Annotated in this window: 16 protein-coding genes and 1 pseudogene; 6 read left to right on the plus strand and 11 right to left on the minus strand. The window is 57.3% G+C overall.

Going from position 1 to position 16,115, the window contains the following annotated elements:
• Window positions 1–357: 357 nt before the first annotated feature.
• The gene (locus IVB41_RS25360; protein ID WP_155809787.1) at window positions 358–720 is read right to left on the minus strand and encodes a hypothetical protein; all 363 of its coding nucleotides are present in this window, start codon (window positions 718–720) and stop codon (window positions 358–360) included.
• 509 nt (window positions 721–1,229) lie between these two features.
• On the opposite strand from IVB41_RS25360, the gene IVB41_RS25365 reads away from it, so the two are divergent.
• Together IVB41_RS25365 and IVB41_RS25370 are read left to right on the plus strand one after the other, a co-directional pair.
• Complete coding sequence (locus IVB41_RS25365; protein WP_155809786.1) at window positions 1,230–1,808, plus strand: hypothetical protein; 579 nt, start codon at window positions 1,230–1,232, stop codon at window positions 1,806–1,808.
• Complete coding sequence (locus IVB41_RS25370) at window positions 1,793–2,071, plus strand: hypothetical protein (protein WP_155809785.1); 279 nt, start codon at window positions 1,793–1,795, stop codon at window positions 2,069–2,071. The genes IVB41_RS25365 and IVB41_RS25370 overlap by 16 nt, the downstream gene beginning before the upstream one ends.
• 11 nt (window positions 2,072–2,082) lie before the next feature.
• Here IVB41_RS25370 and IVB41_RS25375 read toward each other — a convergent pair whose 3' ends face one another.
• The 3 genes from IVB41_RS25375 to IVB41_RS25385 form a co-directional block, all read right to left on the minus strand.
• Window positions 2,083–2,364, minus strand: a complete 282-nt coding sequence (locus IVB41_RS25375) for a hypothetical protein (protein ID WP_027568139.1) — start codon at window positions 2,362–2,364, stop codon at window positions 2,083–2,085.
• Window positions 2,365–3,173: 809 nt separating this feature from the next.
• Complete coding sequence (locus IVB41_RS25380; RefSeq protein ID WP_155809784.1) at window positions 3,174–3,323, minus strand: hypothetical protein; 150 nt, start codon at window positions 3,321–3,323, stop codon at window positions 3,174–3,176.
• Window positions 3,324–3,679: 356 nt separating this feature from the next.
• Entirely contained in the window at window positions 3,680–3,865 is a 186-nt protein-coding gene (locus tag IVB41_RS25385; RefSeq protein WP_155809783.1) for a hypothetical protein, read from the minus strand.
• 220 nt (window positions 3,866–4,085) lie between these two features.
• Here IVB41_RS25385 and IVB41_RS25390 point away from each other — a divergent pair, with 220 nt between their 5' ends.
• Window positions 4,086–4,265, plus strand: a complete 180-nt coding sequence (locus tag IVB41_RS25390; protein ID WP_027568138.1) for a hypothetical protein — start codon at window positions 4,086–4,088, stop codon at window positions 4,263–4,265.
• A 922-nt stretch (window positions 4,266–5,187) separates the two neighbouring features.
• Here IVB41_RS25390 and IVB41_RS25395 read toward each other — a convergent pair.
• From IVB41_RS25395 to IVB41_RS25415, 5 genes are all read right to left on the minus strand, one after another.
• Window positions 5,188–5,376 carry a hypothetical protein gene (locus IVB41_RS25395; RefSeq protein ID WP_081747883.1) on the minus strand — a complete coding sequence of 63 codons (189 nt, stop codon included), beginning with the start codon at window positions 5,374–5,376 and terminating at the stop codon, window positions 5,188–5,190.
• Window positions 5,377–5,443: 67 nt separating this feature from the next.
• Window positions 5,444–5,656, minus strand: coding sequence for a hypothetical protein (locus IVB41_RS25400; protein ID WP_027568137.1), 213 nt, complete (start codon window positions 5,654–5,656; stop codon window positions 5,444–5,446).
• Between the two features lie 876 nt (window positions 5,657–6,532).
• The gene (locus IVB41_RS25405; protein WP_081747882.1) at window positions 6,533–6,790 is read right to left on the minus strand and encodes a helix-turn-helix domain-containing protein; all 258 of its coding nucleotides are present in this window, start codon (window positions 6,788–6,790) and stop codon (window positions 6,533–6,535) included.
• Between the two features lie 817 nt (window positions 6,791–7,607).
• Window positions 7,608–7,829, minus strand: coding sequence for a hypothetical protein (locus IVB41_RS25410; protein WP_027568135.1), 222 nt, complete (start codon window positions 7,827–7,829; stop codon window positions 7,608–7,610).
• A gap of 158 nt (window positions 7,830–7,987) precedes the next feature.
• The gene (locus tag IVB41_RS25415; protein WP_155809782.1) at window positions 7,988–8,284 is read right to left on the minus strand and encodes a hypothetical protein; all 297 of its coding nucleotides are present in this window, start codon (window positions 8,282–8,284) and stop codon (window positions 7,988–7,990) included.
• 1,596 nt (window positions 8,285–9,880) lie between these two features.
• Here IVB41_RS25415 and IVB41_RS25420 point away from each other — a divergent pair.
• The 3 genes and pseudogenes from IVB41_RS25420 to IVB41_RS25435 form a co-directional block, all read left to right on the plus strand.
• Complete coding sequence (locus tag IVB41_RS25420) at window positions 9,881–10,129, plus strand: hypothetical protein (RefSeq protein ID WP_247436033.1); 249 nt, start codon at window positions 9,881–9,883, stop codon at window positions 10,127–10,129.
• A 1,752-nt stretch (window positions 10,130–11,881) separates the two neighbouring features.
• On the plus strand, window positions 11,882–12,070 hold the full coding sequence (locus tag IVB41_RS25430; protein ID WP_081747880.1) for a hypothetical protein: 189 nt from the start codon (window positions 11,882–11,884) through the stop codon (window positions 12,068–12,070).
• A 76-nt stretch (window positions 12,071–12,146) separates the two neighbouring features.
• A pseudogene (locus IVB41_RS25435) lies at window positions 12,147–12,470 on the plus strand (recombinase family protein); the annotation flags it as partial.
• 759 nt (window positions 12,471–13,229) lie between these two features.
• On the opposite strand, the gene IVB41_RS35680 reads toward IVB41_RS25435, so the two are convergent.
• Window positions 13,230–13,460, minus strand: a complete 231-nt coding sequence (locus IVB41_RS35680; protein WP_346770870.1) for an FAD-binding protein — start codon at window positions 13,458–13,460, stop codon at window positions 13,230–13,232.
• Window positions 13,461–15,372: 1,912 nt separating this feature from the next.
• Window positions 15,373–15,867 carry a hypothetical protein gene (locus tag IVB41_RS25445; protein ID WP_027568129.1) on the minus strand — a complete coding sequence of 165 codons (495 nt, stop codon included), beginning with the start codon at window positions 15,865–15,867 and terminating at the stop codon, window positions 15,373–15,375.
• Window positions 15,868–16,115 lie beyond the last annotated feature (248 nt).

A 16,115-nucleotide genomic window follows, 5' to 3' on the forward strand; every position in this document is an offset into this window, starting at 1 on the left:
CCTAACATTGCTACGACAACTGCGACGGCCCAAGTGATCTGGACATGCGAGCGGCGTCGGCTTGTGCGCTGCCGCTCAATGTTCACCGCATCCGCCACGCAACCCGTCCTCGCCTGTTCGCGTGCGTTTAAATTCATTCGCCGTGGTGATCGTTGGGAAATCAAACTTCACGTTACTGGTCCGGTTGCGACGCCACTCACCTACCGATGCGATCGGCCGTAGGTTGACAACGGGCAAGCGCGGGACCCGTTGACTCCTCTCGGGAGTAACACTCGCACCTTAACATGCCAAATTGCAGACTGGAGTTCCGTCACCGCGACCTCAAGCCGCAAGTTCCGATGCTCATCCATAGCCTTGCTAATCTCTTCTTCCGACAGCCGCGCCGGCTTTGAGAAAAAGATAGTCACATCGAAGTCGCCTCACTCTCCAAAAGACGCCGGGTGGCTTGTTTGGTTGCTCCAGGTCAAAAAAAAGCGGAGCCGGGAACTTGATGTGGATTAAGCCTTGGCAAATGGTCTCTGCAAGGCTGAATTGACTACTCCGACCGAGATGGCCAGTTGATGGCAGCGCAAAGAGATCCCGGCGATCATTCTCCCTGCGGATTTCCTCGGCTCGCTCTTTGGCCGCTTCACCCAAAAAATGGTATGGACCGTTGCGTATGTCGGCTGCGGCCTGCTGTCGGATGTTCTCGTAGAGATACAGAAGGCTGGCGTCGCTCAACTTCTCAAAACTCTTTTTGGCAATCCGCGCTCGCGGGTGTGTTATGGCGAATTTAGATGACTGGTCGGGCTCTGCTCGATAGCTGTCAGATGGGTTTCTTCGGCGGCTCGGGCGGATCGTCCTCTTTCGGTGCTCGACACGCAAGACAAGCGCGCGGCGCTATTGAGCGATCACGTGTTGCCTCGATTCGTCCTTCCTGCGCACTGCTCTGCTTTTAAGAGCCAAAGCCGGTCAGCCGAATATGATGGCTCACCGGCTTCGTTGGGGCAGGCCCGGACGGGTAAGGGGGCAATGTCCGGTGAATTCAACCCTAGTCTGTGCTGCTATCAGCGCAACCGAACTCCGAAATTAAGCTTGAGGGGTAGGGTAAATGCAGAGCGTTGACTTCAATGCGCGGAAAATCGGGAGGATGTCGGAGCGCGAGGTGACAGCCTGTCGGTGTCCTGGACGAGACACTGTTCTAAGACGGGCTGTTAGCGTTGCTTCTCCGTAACCCCTGGAGCTGCCATGTGCTGGAACTGGCCTTTGAATGTCTGGCCGGCTCGCCGGCACAAAGGGATCGCCTAGCTGTGGGGCTCGGCGCTGAACGGTCACGCCCTGACCTAATGGCGCTCGCAGGGATATCGCCGACCCCGGATGAGGCCTTCCTGGCCTCCAGCTTCGACAGCTTCATTCCGCACGAGCTGGTGCTGCGGGCTCGGAAGCGCGAGCACAAGGGAACCGGACCGCTGATCGTTGGCGTCAATTCAGCCCCGTTCGGTGCTGACAGCACGGCCATTGCGTGGCATCGCGGCAGCGTATCGAGCGGGATCGAGAAGCGAAAGCACCTCGACGCGATGCAGGTTGCCGGCTGGGTTGCTCAGATCATGCGGGACGGCAAGCCCGCCAAGGTGAATATCGACGTGGGCGGCCTTGGCGCCGGCATCTATGACCGGATGGTGGAGCAAGGCTATGGCGGCTCGTTCGGCAGCGGCTTGCTCAATGCCGTCAACTTCGGTTCAAAGCCCCCCAGTCTCCGCCCTTGGATGAAAGCGGCAAGCCGTCTGGCGGCCCTGCCAACCGCAGGGCCGAGATGTGGTCGCATCTGAAGAGCGCTCTGGAGGGCTCCAGCTTCTCCCTGCCGGATAGCGACAGCCTGCAAACCGACATCTGCGGCCCTGGCTACCGCTACATGAGTGATGGCCGGCTTGTGCTGGAGAGCAAGGACGACATGAAGAAACGGGGCATGCCGAGCCCGGACGAAGGGGATGCGGTGGCACTGTGCTCAGCGAACCCGGCGGCGCGCCCGTGGTCGCAAACAGCAACTTCAACCGGCCGCTGGTCTACCCGACGATGGGGTTGGCTTAAATGACGCCGAGTGACCTAAACCTCGCGGCGAGGCTTGCCTTCGCCTACCAGCATCAACCTCATTTGCTCGATGATGCGGAGCGTTTCCGGCAGGTGACCGGCTTTCTTCCCAGCGCCAATACTGAATTGCTCAGAGTGGTTCGCGGCATCATCGAACGCTTGCAAAATGGTGAAGCCCACGTTGAGTGCGCCAAGCCTCTGAAGCAGGCAAGTTAAGACGAACTGCATCGCAAGGGTTTCGGCCGAAATCTTTATTACCTGCTCGTCGAGTTCGGCAAGTACATCGCGTTCTGTCACGGCGCCCCCATTTCCACAGCGTTTAAGCCGTAAGATCCTGCGGAGGGGGACTCAATCGGAAGCACTCAAAGGCAAGCTCCTGCCACCCGCCCGCCGCGACTCAGGCGCGCCCTACTGCCTCAATACGGCTGCGAATGATTTCCGAGAGGAGCAGCTTCGCAACAGATTCCGGGGGCGACCCGCCTACGTGGGTTGCCTTGCTTCCGAGAACCGATTGCACGTACACGGCGCAGTTCTGGACGAAATATGTCCCGTGATGCGCAACACCATCGATTGTGATTGTAATGGTCCGAACTACGGCAGGCCTTCCCATGTGAAGCCTCGCTCGAAAGTAGTCCTTAAAAATCAGACGCAGTAAGTGCATGATTCGGGTGGGCCTAGAAACCCAAACCAGTGCTGCCCGTGTCACATGCTGAATCTTAACCGCTATCCCGGCGGCAAATGCCCGTGTGCCATGTGCTGTCCGGCCTTTGGCCGGGGGGCCGCCGTTATGTCCAAGGCCGCAAGGCCCAAAAGCGCCGGGTCTGTCTCACTGGCAGGTTTCTAGCCCCCGGCTGCCGGTCTGACCCCGACAATGGCCCTTGAAAGCCAATCCAGTGAGCATCCACCATGATTATAACCCTACAACGGCCAGAGGACTCCTCCGGCGAGATTATGGCACGCCTCGGCTATCCAACAGCGCACCAGAGAAACAGCCCTCAGGCGCCTCCGCAGACTCAGGAAGAAGGCAGAGGCGGAGATCGACCGGCCTGATATCCTTCCTTGATCAATCAGACCCTTACGTCATGACCGAGCTGGAGGACGACGTTTCAGCCGACCGGGAGGACGACAACCCAGGCGGGGACGACGACCCCGCAGAGAATGACCTCGACGACGAGCCGTCCCTCGGAAGCCTCGACCACCACCACAGCCAAGCAGGATGGGCAGCAGGAGGTCGGCGCGATCTGGAGCAGGACCATGCCGAGACGTCCTGCGTCAGCAGGCGCCCCAGCATCTTCGCAGGGATGGCCTTGACCATCTTAGCCTGGAGCTCGGGGCCGACTCTCTCAGGGAACGCCTTCGCTGGTCTCTTTGTTTTGTCGCGATCGTCAACTCGGCCGAGAAATCACTGGCTCCCACCGATGCGAAATGTGCCGGTAAGTTGTGATCGATGCCACGATAAGAACGAAGAAAAAGACACCAACGAATGCCGAGAGCAAAAAGCGGTTGTCCATAACCAGCACTCCAAAACCATAATTACGGGGCGCCAGCTTCGGAGAGTCAAGCCTTGTGGAGAAACGGCGACGCGCAGCGCGGTACGGACGAGTGTCACGGATCAGACCTCAATGCCGAACGTCATCTGCCATGGATTGGCGGAGGAGTAGACCGGCTGGCCGAACAGCATAAAGCCGCCGAGGCGGCAAAGAGAATGCCGCATGGAGGAACGCTTACGGCCAGCACGGCGTAGGGGAAACTTGGCAAAGGGACGGCTTTTGATCGATCTCAATTCGAATGTCGCCATCGCGCTCCGCGCATTCTTGCCAGCGGGCTGTGCGGCTACGGCTGCGCGCGGCGATCTCGGCACGACGGCTGCACGGTTTATGCGGAGGCGGTAGTCCGTTCAGTCCCGCTCCTATGAGAGGGGCGGCCAGCGGCCCTTAACGTTGAGTAATGACGTATATTTCAGGCGGCGTCTGTTGACCTGCGCCGCGCACTGGAAGTCGTCGAAATAGGACTTTTACATGCTGGAAAAAACACAAGGGCGAGTCGACGCTCCGAATGACCATCGGAAGGCGGTCGACTTTTGGATCGCCCTCGCATTCACCGCGGGAGCGGGCGTTGTCACGCTGGTTTGGCTTGCCACCATCGGATGGTTGATCTGGCAGCCCTTGGGATACCTCTACGTCCAGCTTTTTGAATGAAGCATGGAGACCGTTTGCTAACTCCAAACTCGAATCAAGTTTCCAGGTTCCACTTCTTTTTTTGGACCTAAGAGCAACTAAATGAGCCGCCCGGCGTCTTTCGACAAAGAGAGGCGATTTCATGTGGCTACCCTTTTTTTCAAAGCCCACGCGACTGTCGGAAGAAGAAATTCGCAAGACTATGGACGAGCTTCGAAGTTTGCGCCTTGAGGTCGCGGTGACTGAACTCGAGACTGAACTTCGACGCTCTAACGTGCGAGTGTTACGCCCGAAAGGGATCGGTTGGTCTCGACTTTCTCCGTCTCGAAGCTCCGGCCGGATCGATCTTGGAAAGTTACCTCGCTTCAAAGGGTAATGTCTTGTGGAGCGCTAATTTTAGTATCTCAAGATCCTTTGCCTTTTGGGTCGCTGCTTCTTTTTGCTGTTGAGTACTAAGGATCACTCCGAGTGTGCGAAACTGGGCAATCTTATCATGGATCTTTGCGCATTTTTTGCACATGGCTCACACTCCAATGAGGAGAGAACAAAGCATCCTCGGTTTGCGAACAGTGGCGAGGACAGCGCAACAGCGCCCCGGCGGCACATGGCGCCGACGACAAAGCCTACGTATGTCGTGAACATCGCACTCTCGCAACGCTGGTGTTTCGCTGAGATATCCAAGTGCCCGGTGCAAGTTTGTCAGTTCAAGATCCATTCTTCGACACCGCCGGTTAACTGACTATTTTGAGGCGGTCGTCCGCCTAAACCACTTGAGCGGGAATCCCAAATGGTAAGCTCGCGCACGGAGCTGCGCGGCCGTCCTCATCAATGAATTAGCTATGTCGTCAATTGACGCGCCTGATTCAACGAGTGACTGAAATTGCTCATCCTCAGATCGTGACCAGCGCATGAATGAATTTCATCCTTTCCGTAATTTCGCGCATTACGGCCAATCGATCGGCGGCGCATACAGTTGCCGGCGATCGATCTCCGCGCGTAGATCCTCGGCTCGCCGTTTAGCCGCTTCACCCATGAATCGGTAACGACCATTTCTGATGTCGGAATCTAGTTGCTGCCTGATGTTTTCATAAAGATGAAGAACGCTGGCATCGCTCAGTTTCTCAAAACTCATGCCGACAAAGCGTCTCGAAGACTCGATGAAATTAACGGACGCGTGACGTAGCGGACCCTCGACGCTTTCACCGTTCCAGTTCCTTGATGGCATCCTTTAACAGCTCGAGAAGCCGGATTTCACATGCTACCATGACGAACTGATCGGCGTCGTCAGGCACGACGATCTGCCCCTGCACGTATCCATCATGGGATTGGATGATAAAGTCTCGGGCCTTGCTCGCTTCGTTGCGGACGTTCGTCATGGCCTCAAGCAGCCCCCATTCGAGTTTGACAGCCATCACTAACCCTCGCTTCGCGCAAGCAATTGCGGATCATGGGAGTCGAGGAGCGGCAAAGCCGACAGATCCCCTGCGATCATCAGCCACTGGGAAAATTCAAAGGACAATCGTCTGCCCTAAATACCGCGCATGGCGGCAGGACGGAGCCATTCAACCATTTCGTGAATGCGCAAGTCAAATATTTAATCTATTTGATGTGGCTATTTAAAAGCGATAGAGTTCCCGCACTTCAGCACAGGGCCTTCCGACAAGCGCTTTTTTGGGGGGCTGGGTGCGTCTCCTGCGCGGCGTCGTTCACTAACTCGGCCAATCGACGCCGAGCCCAAGGCTGCGAATGACAACACGGACGTCTGGCCTCTGTTACCATTTCCTGATGGCTGGTGCGCCACCTGCTGAGTTGGCCGCGGCGTCTGTGTGGAACGGCTTTTCCCTGTTTGGGCGATCTGGGCACTGGCCTCTTTGAATCGGAAGCCTAGCTTCTTCTCTTCAAAGTCAACAGTTGACGGGATGTTGTGTAGCTGGACGCGGCCTCGTACCGCCTTCTCTGTTCTGCCGAGCGCCTGCGCGATCTCGTGCGAGAAGGCTAGTATCGCTCAACTGCTCCAATTCCATGCCGAGCAACCGTGTTCAGAGAAACGAGGCCGACGCGCCGGATATGATGGCGCGCCGACTTCGCATGGTAGACCCGGACAGGGGCTATCGGGGGCAATTGTCCGGTAGCAGCACCGCAATAGGGCGATCGAACCGCGCAACCGAACTCTGGAATTAAGCTAGAGCAGTAGGGTTAAGCCGACCCCGGTCGCGCCGAGATTGCCGTTCGTAGCGTTGCGTCCTCCAGGTCAGCCCGCGTCGCCATGCCCGACTGCACGGCGCTTCCTAGATGGGCTGACCGATCCATTGGGCGAACGCACGTCCGCTGGTGCGGCTTACTCGACCTCGCTGCTTGTGGAAACGTTGCAGTCGACCATAGACGGCCTGACGCGACCGACCAAGCCGCTCGCCGATCTCGGTTGCAGTCTTCCCTTGATCGAGCAGCGCAAGCAGTTGTGCCTCTTCTTCATGTGACCACGGACGGACTTCTTGTCGATTGTTGGACATTGATTTCAAGCCAGCAAAAGCGCTGCGGACCATCATGCTACATCAAGATGGTAAATGACGCGTTCAAGGTGTTCAGGAGTGAACGTGTCCGGACTTGCTTTGCGGACCGAGCTTGTTTCGTTGCCGCGCCGGCCGTCCCAAGGTAGGGCGGTCCACGGGACGCGCGTAACTCTCTGTAAGTACTATGGATGCAAGATAAAGGCCCTTCAGCGCCGCACCATTGTACAATGAGATTGCCGTGACCGCAGATGATGAGCTCACTCTTTTGACGCGAGAGTTCGCTGACAAGGCGACTTATGTGCACGATCAGACACTTCTGATCGAGGTTCTTGAGCAGGATGGACATGACGTGTCCGAGTATCGAAGTGAGCTAGCCAGGGAGCGATCCCATTTGGCAACGCGGATCGCAAGGCAGTTCAGGTACTTGGAATAACATCGGCTAGATTAGTCCAATAGGACGAGCGTTGGGCCGCCTCAGTTGGCGGCCTTTTTCATTTGTCCCTCTTCAGCTTGCGGCGGCTCCAATGCCGCTCGTTGCTTTTCGGATTCAATTCGGCGAAGTAGTGCCGGTTCAAGGCCCGCATGACCCTGATACGGGCGAACATCGCCGGGCCGCCGCGTTCTGCAACCAGGATAGCGCTCCCATCGCAGCTTGCCATTCCGGCGCGGAGTGCTCTTTCCTCGGTAGCGCTGTGATGTACTTGGCTGCGTCGAGCAGCGTCACCAGCTTTGTGCCGGCCACTTCGATCGGATCTCCGAACGGCCGCCCCCAGCCTTTGTTCATTTCGTCTTTCGATAGCGGGCAACTCCGCTCGTGCGAGTGCGCGGGCCTTCTGTAGCGCTTCTGCTCCGGTCAGCCGATCAGCCCCGAGGCGCCGTCCGGCGAGATCGTCCAATAGATGCAAACGCACGGCCGACCATCGGCGAAGCAGACTTCGTAGCTGCCGGTTTGGGGTGCAGCCTCGTGCTTACGGATGCGGACGGGATCGGGTGCCATCGTCTGGATAGTCGCCTTCTGGGCCTCGGGTTTGTCGTGAGGAGCTTGGGCCCGCTCGCGGAAGATGTAAGTCCCCATGCAAATCCCTGATGATTCGGGGGAGGCCGTGAGTACTTTGCTACTGTTACTCGCAGCGTGCGTTGTTGGTGTCCTTCTTTTGCTGGCCTTCCGCCGATAGGGCTGACTGCGGGCGCAAGATTGTCAGGAATCCTCAGCGCAGCGCCGAATTGAGCTTTTCAGCGAGTTGTTTTTGACTGTGCGCGGTTGAGCGCGTTCACTCCATAACTGGAGACGAACGTGATCACTTGGCTGATAGTAATCGTAATCGGGCTCAGCGTTGCAATCCTGATTGCCCACGCGATTGACGCCATGCGTTCCTGAAGCTCAGCGGTGCGCGTCGTGGGTGATGAAATCGGCCACGTACGAACTAGCTCACAGGTGATGAGCGTGCTTGCTGCTATCAAAGACCATTGCTTGACCAGTTCCTTTTTCGAACACCCCAGTGCGCGCTCCAAGGCACTGGGGTTTTTCATTGAGCTCAGGCCAGAGCCGAGGCAGCGCGCTTGGAACCAAGGGCTGCCCGCTCGCTACTGCCTACGTTTCCGAGCGACGCCTGTAATTGTCGGCGATCTTAAGCAGCGCTGCACGCTCTACCAGATCTTTAGTCTCGGCCGGCAACGTGCGACAGACTGACTCGATGTCAGGCTGGCGATGCCGCGAGTTGATTGTACGTTTGATTGTGCGCTGAAGGTTCGACATCAGTATCCATCGCCGACCTCTGAGCCTCCTCACGGCCGGTTGCGCCTAAGCGGGCCAAGCAGTCCTTGTCGGTGGCTAGAGATGCATCATAAGAATTGTTGGCCTGCACGTTCCGGACCACGCCGCAGACCGCCAGCGGTAACCCAACAAGGCCCTCAGCCTGACTCGGCCAGACATGGACAGCAAGCAGCACTGGAACTTCATCACCCAGACGCTGAAAGCAAAGAGCACGAGCGTCTGGTTAAGCTCACCGAGCCCTACCATGACGAAATTGAAGAGCTGGTGAACGCGCACAGCAGACGGCAGACGAGCGAAATTTGAAGTGCTCGTTGCGTGTTGCATAGATACCGACAAGGATGCCGACTGGGATACAATGATGGCCCGTCATCTGCTCCTCGAATTTATGGGCGGCAAAGAAGCAGACGACCTGCGGCAAGCGCTTCGCCGCCTGGTAGACCCGACCGACACGGGCCGCTGGCTTACGCTGGCGGGCCTTTTCGCTACGAGAAGCAAGAGACGATGGCGAGAACCACGTCAGCACCCAACTCACCCGAATAAACTGCGAGGATACACCCGGCACCGACAAGAAGCGCAATTGCTTTGAGCGTGATCATTTTGAAAGCCCCTCGTCAATGAATGGAGGTTAGACCCGGACCATTTCGGGAGTGCTTCGCGCGAGGCGGCAAACGGTTTCGTTCACCATGCCGTTATCCAGAGGGCCGCAGCCGGCACGGCGAAGGCCGCAGCAGGGGGATACTGCTGCGGCCCAGCGCGGTCAAAAAAATCCGGGTGGAAAAGGTCTAAGTAAAATATGGAGCCAACCCCGGTAAAATAATCGTACCGCACATTCCTCCGTTGCAATATGATCTAGTTCACAATCGGCGGCAGGCTTAACGTGCATCAAGGTGTGGGAGGGCCCGCCGGGGCTGGCTGAGCTGGCAGGCCCTCAACCACAAGCACAAGGCCGCGTATGTCCCCCACGGCCCCGTCCCAGCGACCGAGATTATTCTTAAGTCGTTAAGGTTGAGTTGAGTGCGCCGGCGTGTGGATGGGCTGCTGTGCTACACATGGCGAAGCGATAGGTGTCCGCCTCTCGCTATCTCCAACTCCCCGTCGGCTCACAAGGTCGGCGGGTTTTTCTTCCGGCCTGGCACTCTCGGCGCTCCAATCCGCAATTGGATCGGCAGCCGGCAGCCGGCAGCATTGGGGGTTGGAGAGCGAGCGATGTCATCTCCGCCCTTTAACGACAATCGGTAGAACAGCGGACTCCGGTAGTTCTACCGACTCCATTTCGGAACGGGGTGTTCTACTGTGAGAACACCGGCGCGATTTAAATACCATCCGATTTCAAGTTGTCCGGGAATGCCGCAGTGGCGCTGGAACCACGCTGCGGCTTTTCCCTGTTTGCTGGCGTTCCGGGTGCTGGCCTGTTCCTATCCATGATAGCCCAAGTTGATTTTCGCAGCGGCCTGTCTTGTTCTAAGGCTCTATGCGTGAGTAACAATGAACCGCCGCAGCCCAAGCCCCAGCCCACCCGGGAGGATGAAGCCCGGCAGGCCGTGCAAGAGCACATCGAGGACCAGAAGGAACTCATCAAAAAGCTCCGTAAGGAGCATTAACGCGCCCTCAGTGGGAGGCCTCTTCGGCCTCTCCTAATCGATCGAGGCCAGGCCATATGCGAAGAGTGCTGCGCCAGAAACAACGAGCACGCTCAGTGGCCCCCAAAGAAGCCACGCGCCCAGGAGAGCGAGCGCTAAACCCACTAATAGGATCGACACCGAAATCAGGTTTTGCATGCGGATGGCTGTTGCGGAGGGGAACCAGCAGGCATCAACGGTTCGGTGGATGCGATGTTCCCGCTGCATCGCGCGCGGCCTAGGCCGGTACTCGCAATTGGATCGGCAGCCGCTTGAAGGAGCTGGGCCGGGAATTAGCCGCACGATCCACCGAGCAAAGCTAGACGCGGCCTCCATCGAAGGAGAGACGGCCCGTCTGGAGGGTCTTGGGTAGGTTAGGCCGGGGACGCTCCGCCAGCCAGCCAGTAGCATTCGTCGTCCAAACATGACATAATGACTCATATTTGCGTTTCGGAGGGATAAGCCCGATGTGCCTTGCATTGCCTTATCTTGGAATTTGTGTCTGCGCGTCACTCGCGGCGTGGTTCTCCTTAACGCTGATCTATTGACCGAACGGACCATCGCCAGTTGTCAGCAGGCGCACATAGGTCCCGCTTTCGTGGAGCTCGAGCCAGCTCTTTTCGACAGCGCACCTGATGCCGGCGCCGAACTCCGTGCCGCTCCCCTTCAGCGTCGAGAGGAAGGGGTTGTTGATCTTCTCAATTTGGATGATGCGGCCATCCTACTCCGGATCGATGCTGGCGGCGAGCTCGATCAGCTTACGGGCTGCTGCTTGTGGAGCGGCAAAAGGGCGATCGGTGACGTGCTTCATCGCTGGAATCAAAACTCAAGCGCCCATGCTTGGCCTGACTTGCCCGCGACTGTCATGCCAGTTCGGGACGATATGCACAGATCCTGCGGTGCCGCGTGCTGAGCAGACCAGGCGCAAGCCTACGCACGACCACCGCTGATCCTGTGCGGGAGCGTATCAAGCCGTACGTCGACCATGGGATCGTAGCGGCCCGTTCAGACACTATGCCGCATGTCACATGCCCGTCAGCCAACCACTCAGCGGGGCTGCGGGGCGGATAATATCCGGCCCATTTCGTGTATAGACGTTGACTGCGCATGCCGTCATCAAAGCGGCATCGTAAGTACGTCGCAAATTATCCATTGCTAGTAGCTCTAAATACGCGCGAGATACTGCCCATCGCGGGGTGACAAACGGGGCCCAAACGAAAGCGCCGAACTCAGACTGACTGGCCGTGCTCAGCCCGTGAGGTGGGAGCAGGATGAGCCAAGCTCTCGACTGCCGACCTTTCCTCGCTCAGGCGCTGTTCCAAAAACCGGCGCTCAGGGTCTGAGAGATTAGTTTTAAGCAGTCGTCGATATCGACTGATGTTACTGTCATGAGCGCGCAGACGGGCGATTTTCTCGTCGGTCACGGTGCCTCCATATGGATACAAGAAATCTAGAGTAGAAAAGCAAGATTGGCGACGTCTAATGGGAGCAAGCTTCGTGCCTAGGTGTCTGGCTGTCAACAACTCAGAGCCGGTCGGTTCACGCTGTCGGGCCTTTTCTCCGTCGCTAGAACGTCTGCATAGAGCTGGAGGTATTGGAGAATGTGCGCCCCGGCTTGGTCAAGAGAGACTTCTGCCTCAAAACATTAAATTCGATATTGCCGAATTTTGACTTGAGCCGTCGGGCAAAGCAGGTGTTATAGGGTGCTGGCTCTAACCATTGGGAGGCCAGCGATTGGCCGACGAGGTCGAGACTTCTTGCGATCTGTCGAAGATTGCCAAGCTCAACGGCGACTTCAGAAGAAACTACGGAACCTTGCTTGGAGCGCTCCTGTATCTTCGCTCCATCAGCGCGGCGCGCTGGCGCTCGTGGCTGTGGGGCGGACTGTTTCCCTCTCCTGCTCAGCCGTGCTTGGGTGGCTGAGCAAGCACGGCTTTTCATTTCCCTGGTGATCGCGCCAACGGAAGGGGAGCGGCTTTGTAGCGGAGGTGCGCATGATCTGCTGTCGCCGACAAATGCGGGGCGGGCGGCCCAATACGTCCGGATGTCAACGGACCACCAGCATTTCTCCACTCAGAACCAGGCTGCCGCCATTGCTGTCTATGCCGCGCAGCATGACCTCACAATCGTTCGCACTTATACGGACGAAGGCCGAAGTGGTCTTCGGATCGAGCTTCGCGAGTTGATCGAGCTAATTGACGACGTGCGTAGCGGCCGGGCCGAGTTCGATCACATTCTCGTCTATGACGTGAGCCGATGGGGGCGATTTCAGGACGTCGATGAAAGCGCCTATTGTGAGTTCACCTGCCGTCAGGCAGGGATAGCTGCACGTTCAAGGAATAGAGATTGGATACACTCCGCGATGAACGGAGAAGGCGTGAAGTTGACAGGTACCGTATCAATCACGGCAAGACCGGCTTGGCGAGCCCGGCGGCAGACGAACTGAAGCCGCCGCAGATTGCGGCGGGGCTTTGGGCGAAGATCGTGCTGATCGGATCGAGCACCGGCTGCCCTTGCGCAGCAATCCGACGACTGGGAGAACCTGCTGTGGGTGGCCGCGACCTTGCGGCAGATAGTGCTGCCGCGTCCCCCTTAACCTTTGATGTGGTGAGAGGACGCGGATGTGGCATGCTATGGCCGGTTGTTTGCGCTGAATCGTTAGTAGTAGCCTAGCGCTTTCGAGTCCTCCGCAGGCTATGCCGGACGAGGTCCGGCCAAGACGATTTCTCCAATCGATCCATTCTCTCGAAGGACGAACTCAACTACCGTCGCATTGAGACGGACATCGATGTGCGAAGATGATAGCGACCTTCAGTGGGCTCTTTGAAATCTCGGTTTGTCGGAAAATCGCTCTAGCCGATGAGAATCGACCAGCGTGCGGTCGTGAAGCACGTCATTCGTTACGGCAGCGGTGAAGGCCGGCTCACCACACGAAGCGTACGTACAGCTGGCTTCGTAAAATGGAAGGAGTTCATTGAACGCGATAGGCCATTTCGGGTCGATCCCTGGCCGTGCTGTAAAGTCGATAGGATCGAGTCGCTGGCACCTCGCGCCCCAAAGGTTTGAGGTCCCGCTAAAGCGTCTAGCAATGCAAGCCGCCATGTCGTGGTGACTGCTTGTTTCGATTATCCTCGCGGAGGAGAGTTGGTTGTTGCGTTTCGTACGATCGGCTCTTCGCGCCGCTTTCAAGCAACAGGACCGACCTCCCAAGCCGAGCACACTCGAGTGCGAGCGTGATGCCGGCGGGACCTGCCCCGATCACCGTCACGTCAGCGTTGTTTGAGGTGAGGCCATCAAGGCCATATGCAATCACTAGCAGAATCCCGGCCAAAGATGAGATCGTTTCACGACATCAATCGGCACAAAACTACACATGTTAAAGTGCGTTCCTTGTGCCCTCGGTGATTTTCGGCTCTTCCCCAAAGAGTAAGCGAAGGTGACAATTTGGAGCTGAGGCTGATGCAGGCAAACGTAACTTTGTGAGATCGGCGGCCGGACTCCGGTCGGTAATCGCGCGGTCGCACAAAGCCTCGCTTTAGCCGACAATCTCGTTGCGCTCACGCTCCGGCTAGAGAGTTGCGCGCGCCGGTCGGAGTTCGACGCGATCGACGCCCGTTCTCAGTGCTTACGGACGAAGCTCCGCCCGAGCGCCTCATCGGTCGGGTTGAACACTACCGGCGCTTTCTGCACGGGCCGAGCGGCATGAAGCGCCGACAGGTCGTGGAGCGGCCATCACCGGCCTCATCATCATGACGACGTGGTGACAACCTGATGCGCCTGATCCAGGCTCTATGGGCACTCCAGCGGCTCAGGTGGGCTCGCTTGCGCGCCTAGGGGCATTTACAACGCCGCTAACCAGTCATGTTAGCATCTCCAGTGGCGATTGGCAGCCCCGGTCGCCGGTCTTCAAGTCTCAAACTCCCGCCAAGGTCGGCGGGGCTTTTGATTCACTCGTCGAAGGGAAACACCTGATCATCCTCGGGCAGAGCAGTGAAGGCAGAATATATCAGCGCGACTGCTCCCGAAACGAGCAGCAGAACGAATGCAGCTAACCACCACCACATCGCTGCTAATGGCCTTTGCGATCGGCATTTGAGGTTACGCCATCCTTCTGGACCAGCTCCTCCAGGAGCAGGAGAACTGCGCGACGTGTGCCTCGGCTCTTGATCTGTTTGAAAGCACTGACCAGACGAAGCGTGTCGCGATCGCTGTTTGAGAAATCCATGGGCGCCCCCGGCGAGCGTAGGTCGCAGCAGGGGGGACTGCTGCGACCCAGCGCGGTCAAAAAAACCGGGTGGAAAAGGTCTAAGTAAAATATGGAGCCAGCCCCGGTGAAGGCATCATAGCGGGCCATTGAGCAACGGCAATATGATCCAAATTACAAAGCAATTAGTCATTAATCTGAACCATATGTGCTGAGGGAGAGTGCCGCCTGGGCTGGCTCGCACTCCAATGGCTCACTCTACGGACCGTTGCGCTTTCCATCCTGATGTGGTCTGGCTCGTGCCTGATTTTTCCAAGTGACCAGATGCCCAATTATTCGACTACCGCAGCACTTATTATCCTGTTTTCCTTCGGGCCATGCTTTGCTCAGGAACAGTCCTTAGGGTCTGTTCACGCCGCCTCACTTCTACTACCGGCCACTATTGTAGCGCAGGTCCACTCGATGACAGATCGCGCAGGAATACTGCAGTCCTTGGCATCGAAGTCGGGTGCTGCGCTGAGATTGGCGTTTTCTTATCGCGTGAGGGGCCTGAGACCTTGGAGGCGACATTCTCGTCAGCAGGTCTGCCCACGTTCGCAATCACACTTGATAACAAGGTGCATGTCTCTCTCGTCGCTCGATCGCGCCGCTTCGATCCAAGTTGCTTTCCAACTCCCGAACAGGCTGCCCGAGCCGGATACTTGAGGCTCACCACAGGGGCGACAACTCCAATGCAAGCTGTGGAACGACCCCGGGGACGGGGGTATACTTCGAATGATCAATGTAGGAGGCGTTCGGCTGCAAAAAGCCACGCGATAGCGCTGAAATCTCCATTTCGAGATCTTAGCGAGGTATTGACCCATGCGGTAAGGGGCCGCAATCTCGAAAGTGTGCGCGGCGCTGGGGGACTGGGTTGCGGAGATTTTCAACGACATTGCCGAGGCGTCAGCGGCCTCAGCACAGCGGGTCAACCACGAGGTTCGCGAAAGAGAATGTGCGATCCAAGCTTAAGAAATGCCGCCTACGGCTTTACGTACGACCACCCCTGCTCTTGTAATTCAATAACTCTTACGACGCCGGAACTCACCGTCTGTGCTTGCGGTATTAGGGGGATGTCCTTTAGCTCCGCCTTCTTCATATTCTCCTGAGTGTTACCGCACGCCTTAAAGGAAATTTCGGGCGAGCTCAATGCTAGGACCTCAATTCGTCCTTTTACCGGTGATGTGTCGTCCCGGAGCATATGCAGGCCTGGCCCAAACGTAACGATCTCGATGGCCACGGTCTGCCCTGCGTCTTTGTAGTACTGGACGACATTCGTGGCGTTATTGAGGACCAAGTTCATCATCGCTGGATCGTTACTATTAACTTGCAAGATAAGTCGATGCTGCTTCTTTGCCAAAGCACTGCTCTTGGGGGTCAGGACAGACGTTGATCTCTGTTCCTTGGCGACCGCGGATGTCACGGTCATTAGTGCCACCAACAAAATTGAGGACGCAAACTTCACAAGCTTTGTCATCTTTAACTCCAGGTCACAAATCGTCTGATCAATTGCGGGGATGCGTTGATACCGGAAGCCAACGGCAGGCTGCCGCCAGCTTTGTTTTCACGATTGCCCACCCATGAAGGGCGAACGTACTTTCAACCGCCAAGCCTGAGCGCGTTACGAGCCTAAAGTTTAGGTCGCCCTCATCGGGAAGCGACCGAAGAATTCGCTCGGCATCGCCTTGGAGCAAAACTTCATTGCCGGCGGCCCGTGTGCCTTTT

Origin of the sequence: Bradyrhizobium sp. 44, from assembly GCF_023073095.1 — a bacterium.
Taxonomy (GTDB): domain Bacteria; phylum Pseudomonadota; class Alphaproteobacteria; order Rhizobiales; family Xanthobacteraceae; genus Bradyrhizobium.

Excerpts from the sequence above, each read along its gene's own strand:
- IVB41_RS25370 (WP_155809785.1), top strand. The coding sequence starts at position 1,793 with ATGTGGTCGCATCTGAAGAGCGCTCTGGAGGGCTCCAGCTTCTCCCTG.
- IVB41_RS25380 (WP_155809784.1), bottom strand. The coding sequence starts at position 3,323 with ATGGTCCTGCTCCAGATCGCGCCGACCTCCTGCTGCCCATCCTGCTTG.
- IVB41_RS25385 (WP_155809783.1), bottom strand. The coding sequence starts at position 3,865 with ATGGCGACATTCGAATTGAGATCGATCAAAAGCCGTCCCTTTGCCAAG.
- IVB41_RS25390 (WP_027568138.1), top strand. The coding sequence starts at position 4,086 with ATGCTGGAAAAAACACAAGGGCGAGTCGACGCTCCGAATGACCATCGG.
- IVB41_RS25395 (WP_081747883.1), bottom strand. The coding sequence starts at position 5,376 with ATGAGTTTTGAGAAACTGAGCGATGCCAGCGTTCTTCATCTTTATGAA.
- IVB41_RS25400 (WP_027568137.1), bottom strand. The coding sequence starts at position 5,656 with ATGGCTGTCAAACTCGAATGGGGGCTGCTTGAGGCCATGACGAACGTC.
- IVB41_RS25405 (WP_081747882.1), bottom strand. The coding sequence starts at position 6,790 with ATGATGGTCCGCAGCGCTTTTGCTGGCTTGAAATCAATGTCCAACAAT.
- IVB41_RS25410 (WP_027568135.1), bottom strand. The coding sequence starts at position 7,829 with ATGGGGACTTACATCTTCCGCGAGCGGGCCCAAGCTCCTCACGACAAA.
- IVB41_RS25415 (WP_155809782.1), bottom strand. The coding sequence starts at position 8,284 with ATGAAAAACCCCAGTGCCTTGGAGCGCGCACTGGGGTGTTCGAAAAAG.
- IVB41_RS25445 (WP_027568129.1), bottom strand. The coding sequence starts at position 15,867 with ATGACAAAGCTTGTGAAGTTTGCGTCCTCAATTTTGTTGGTGGCACTA.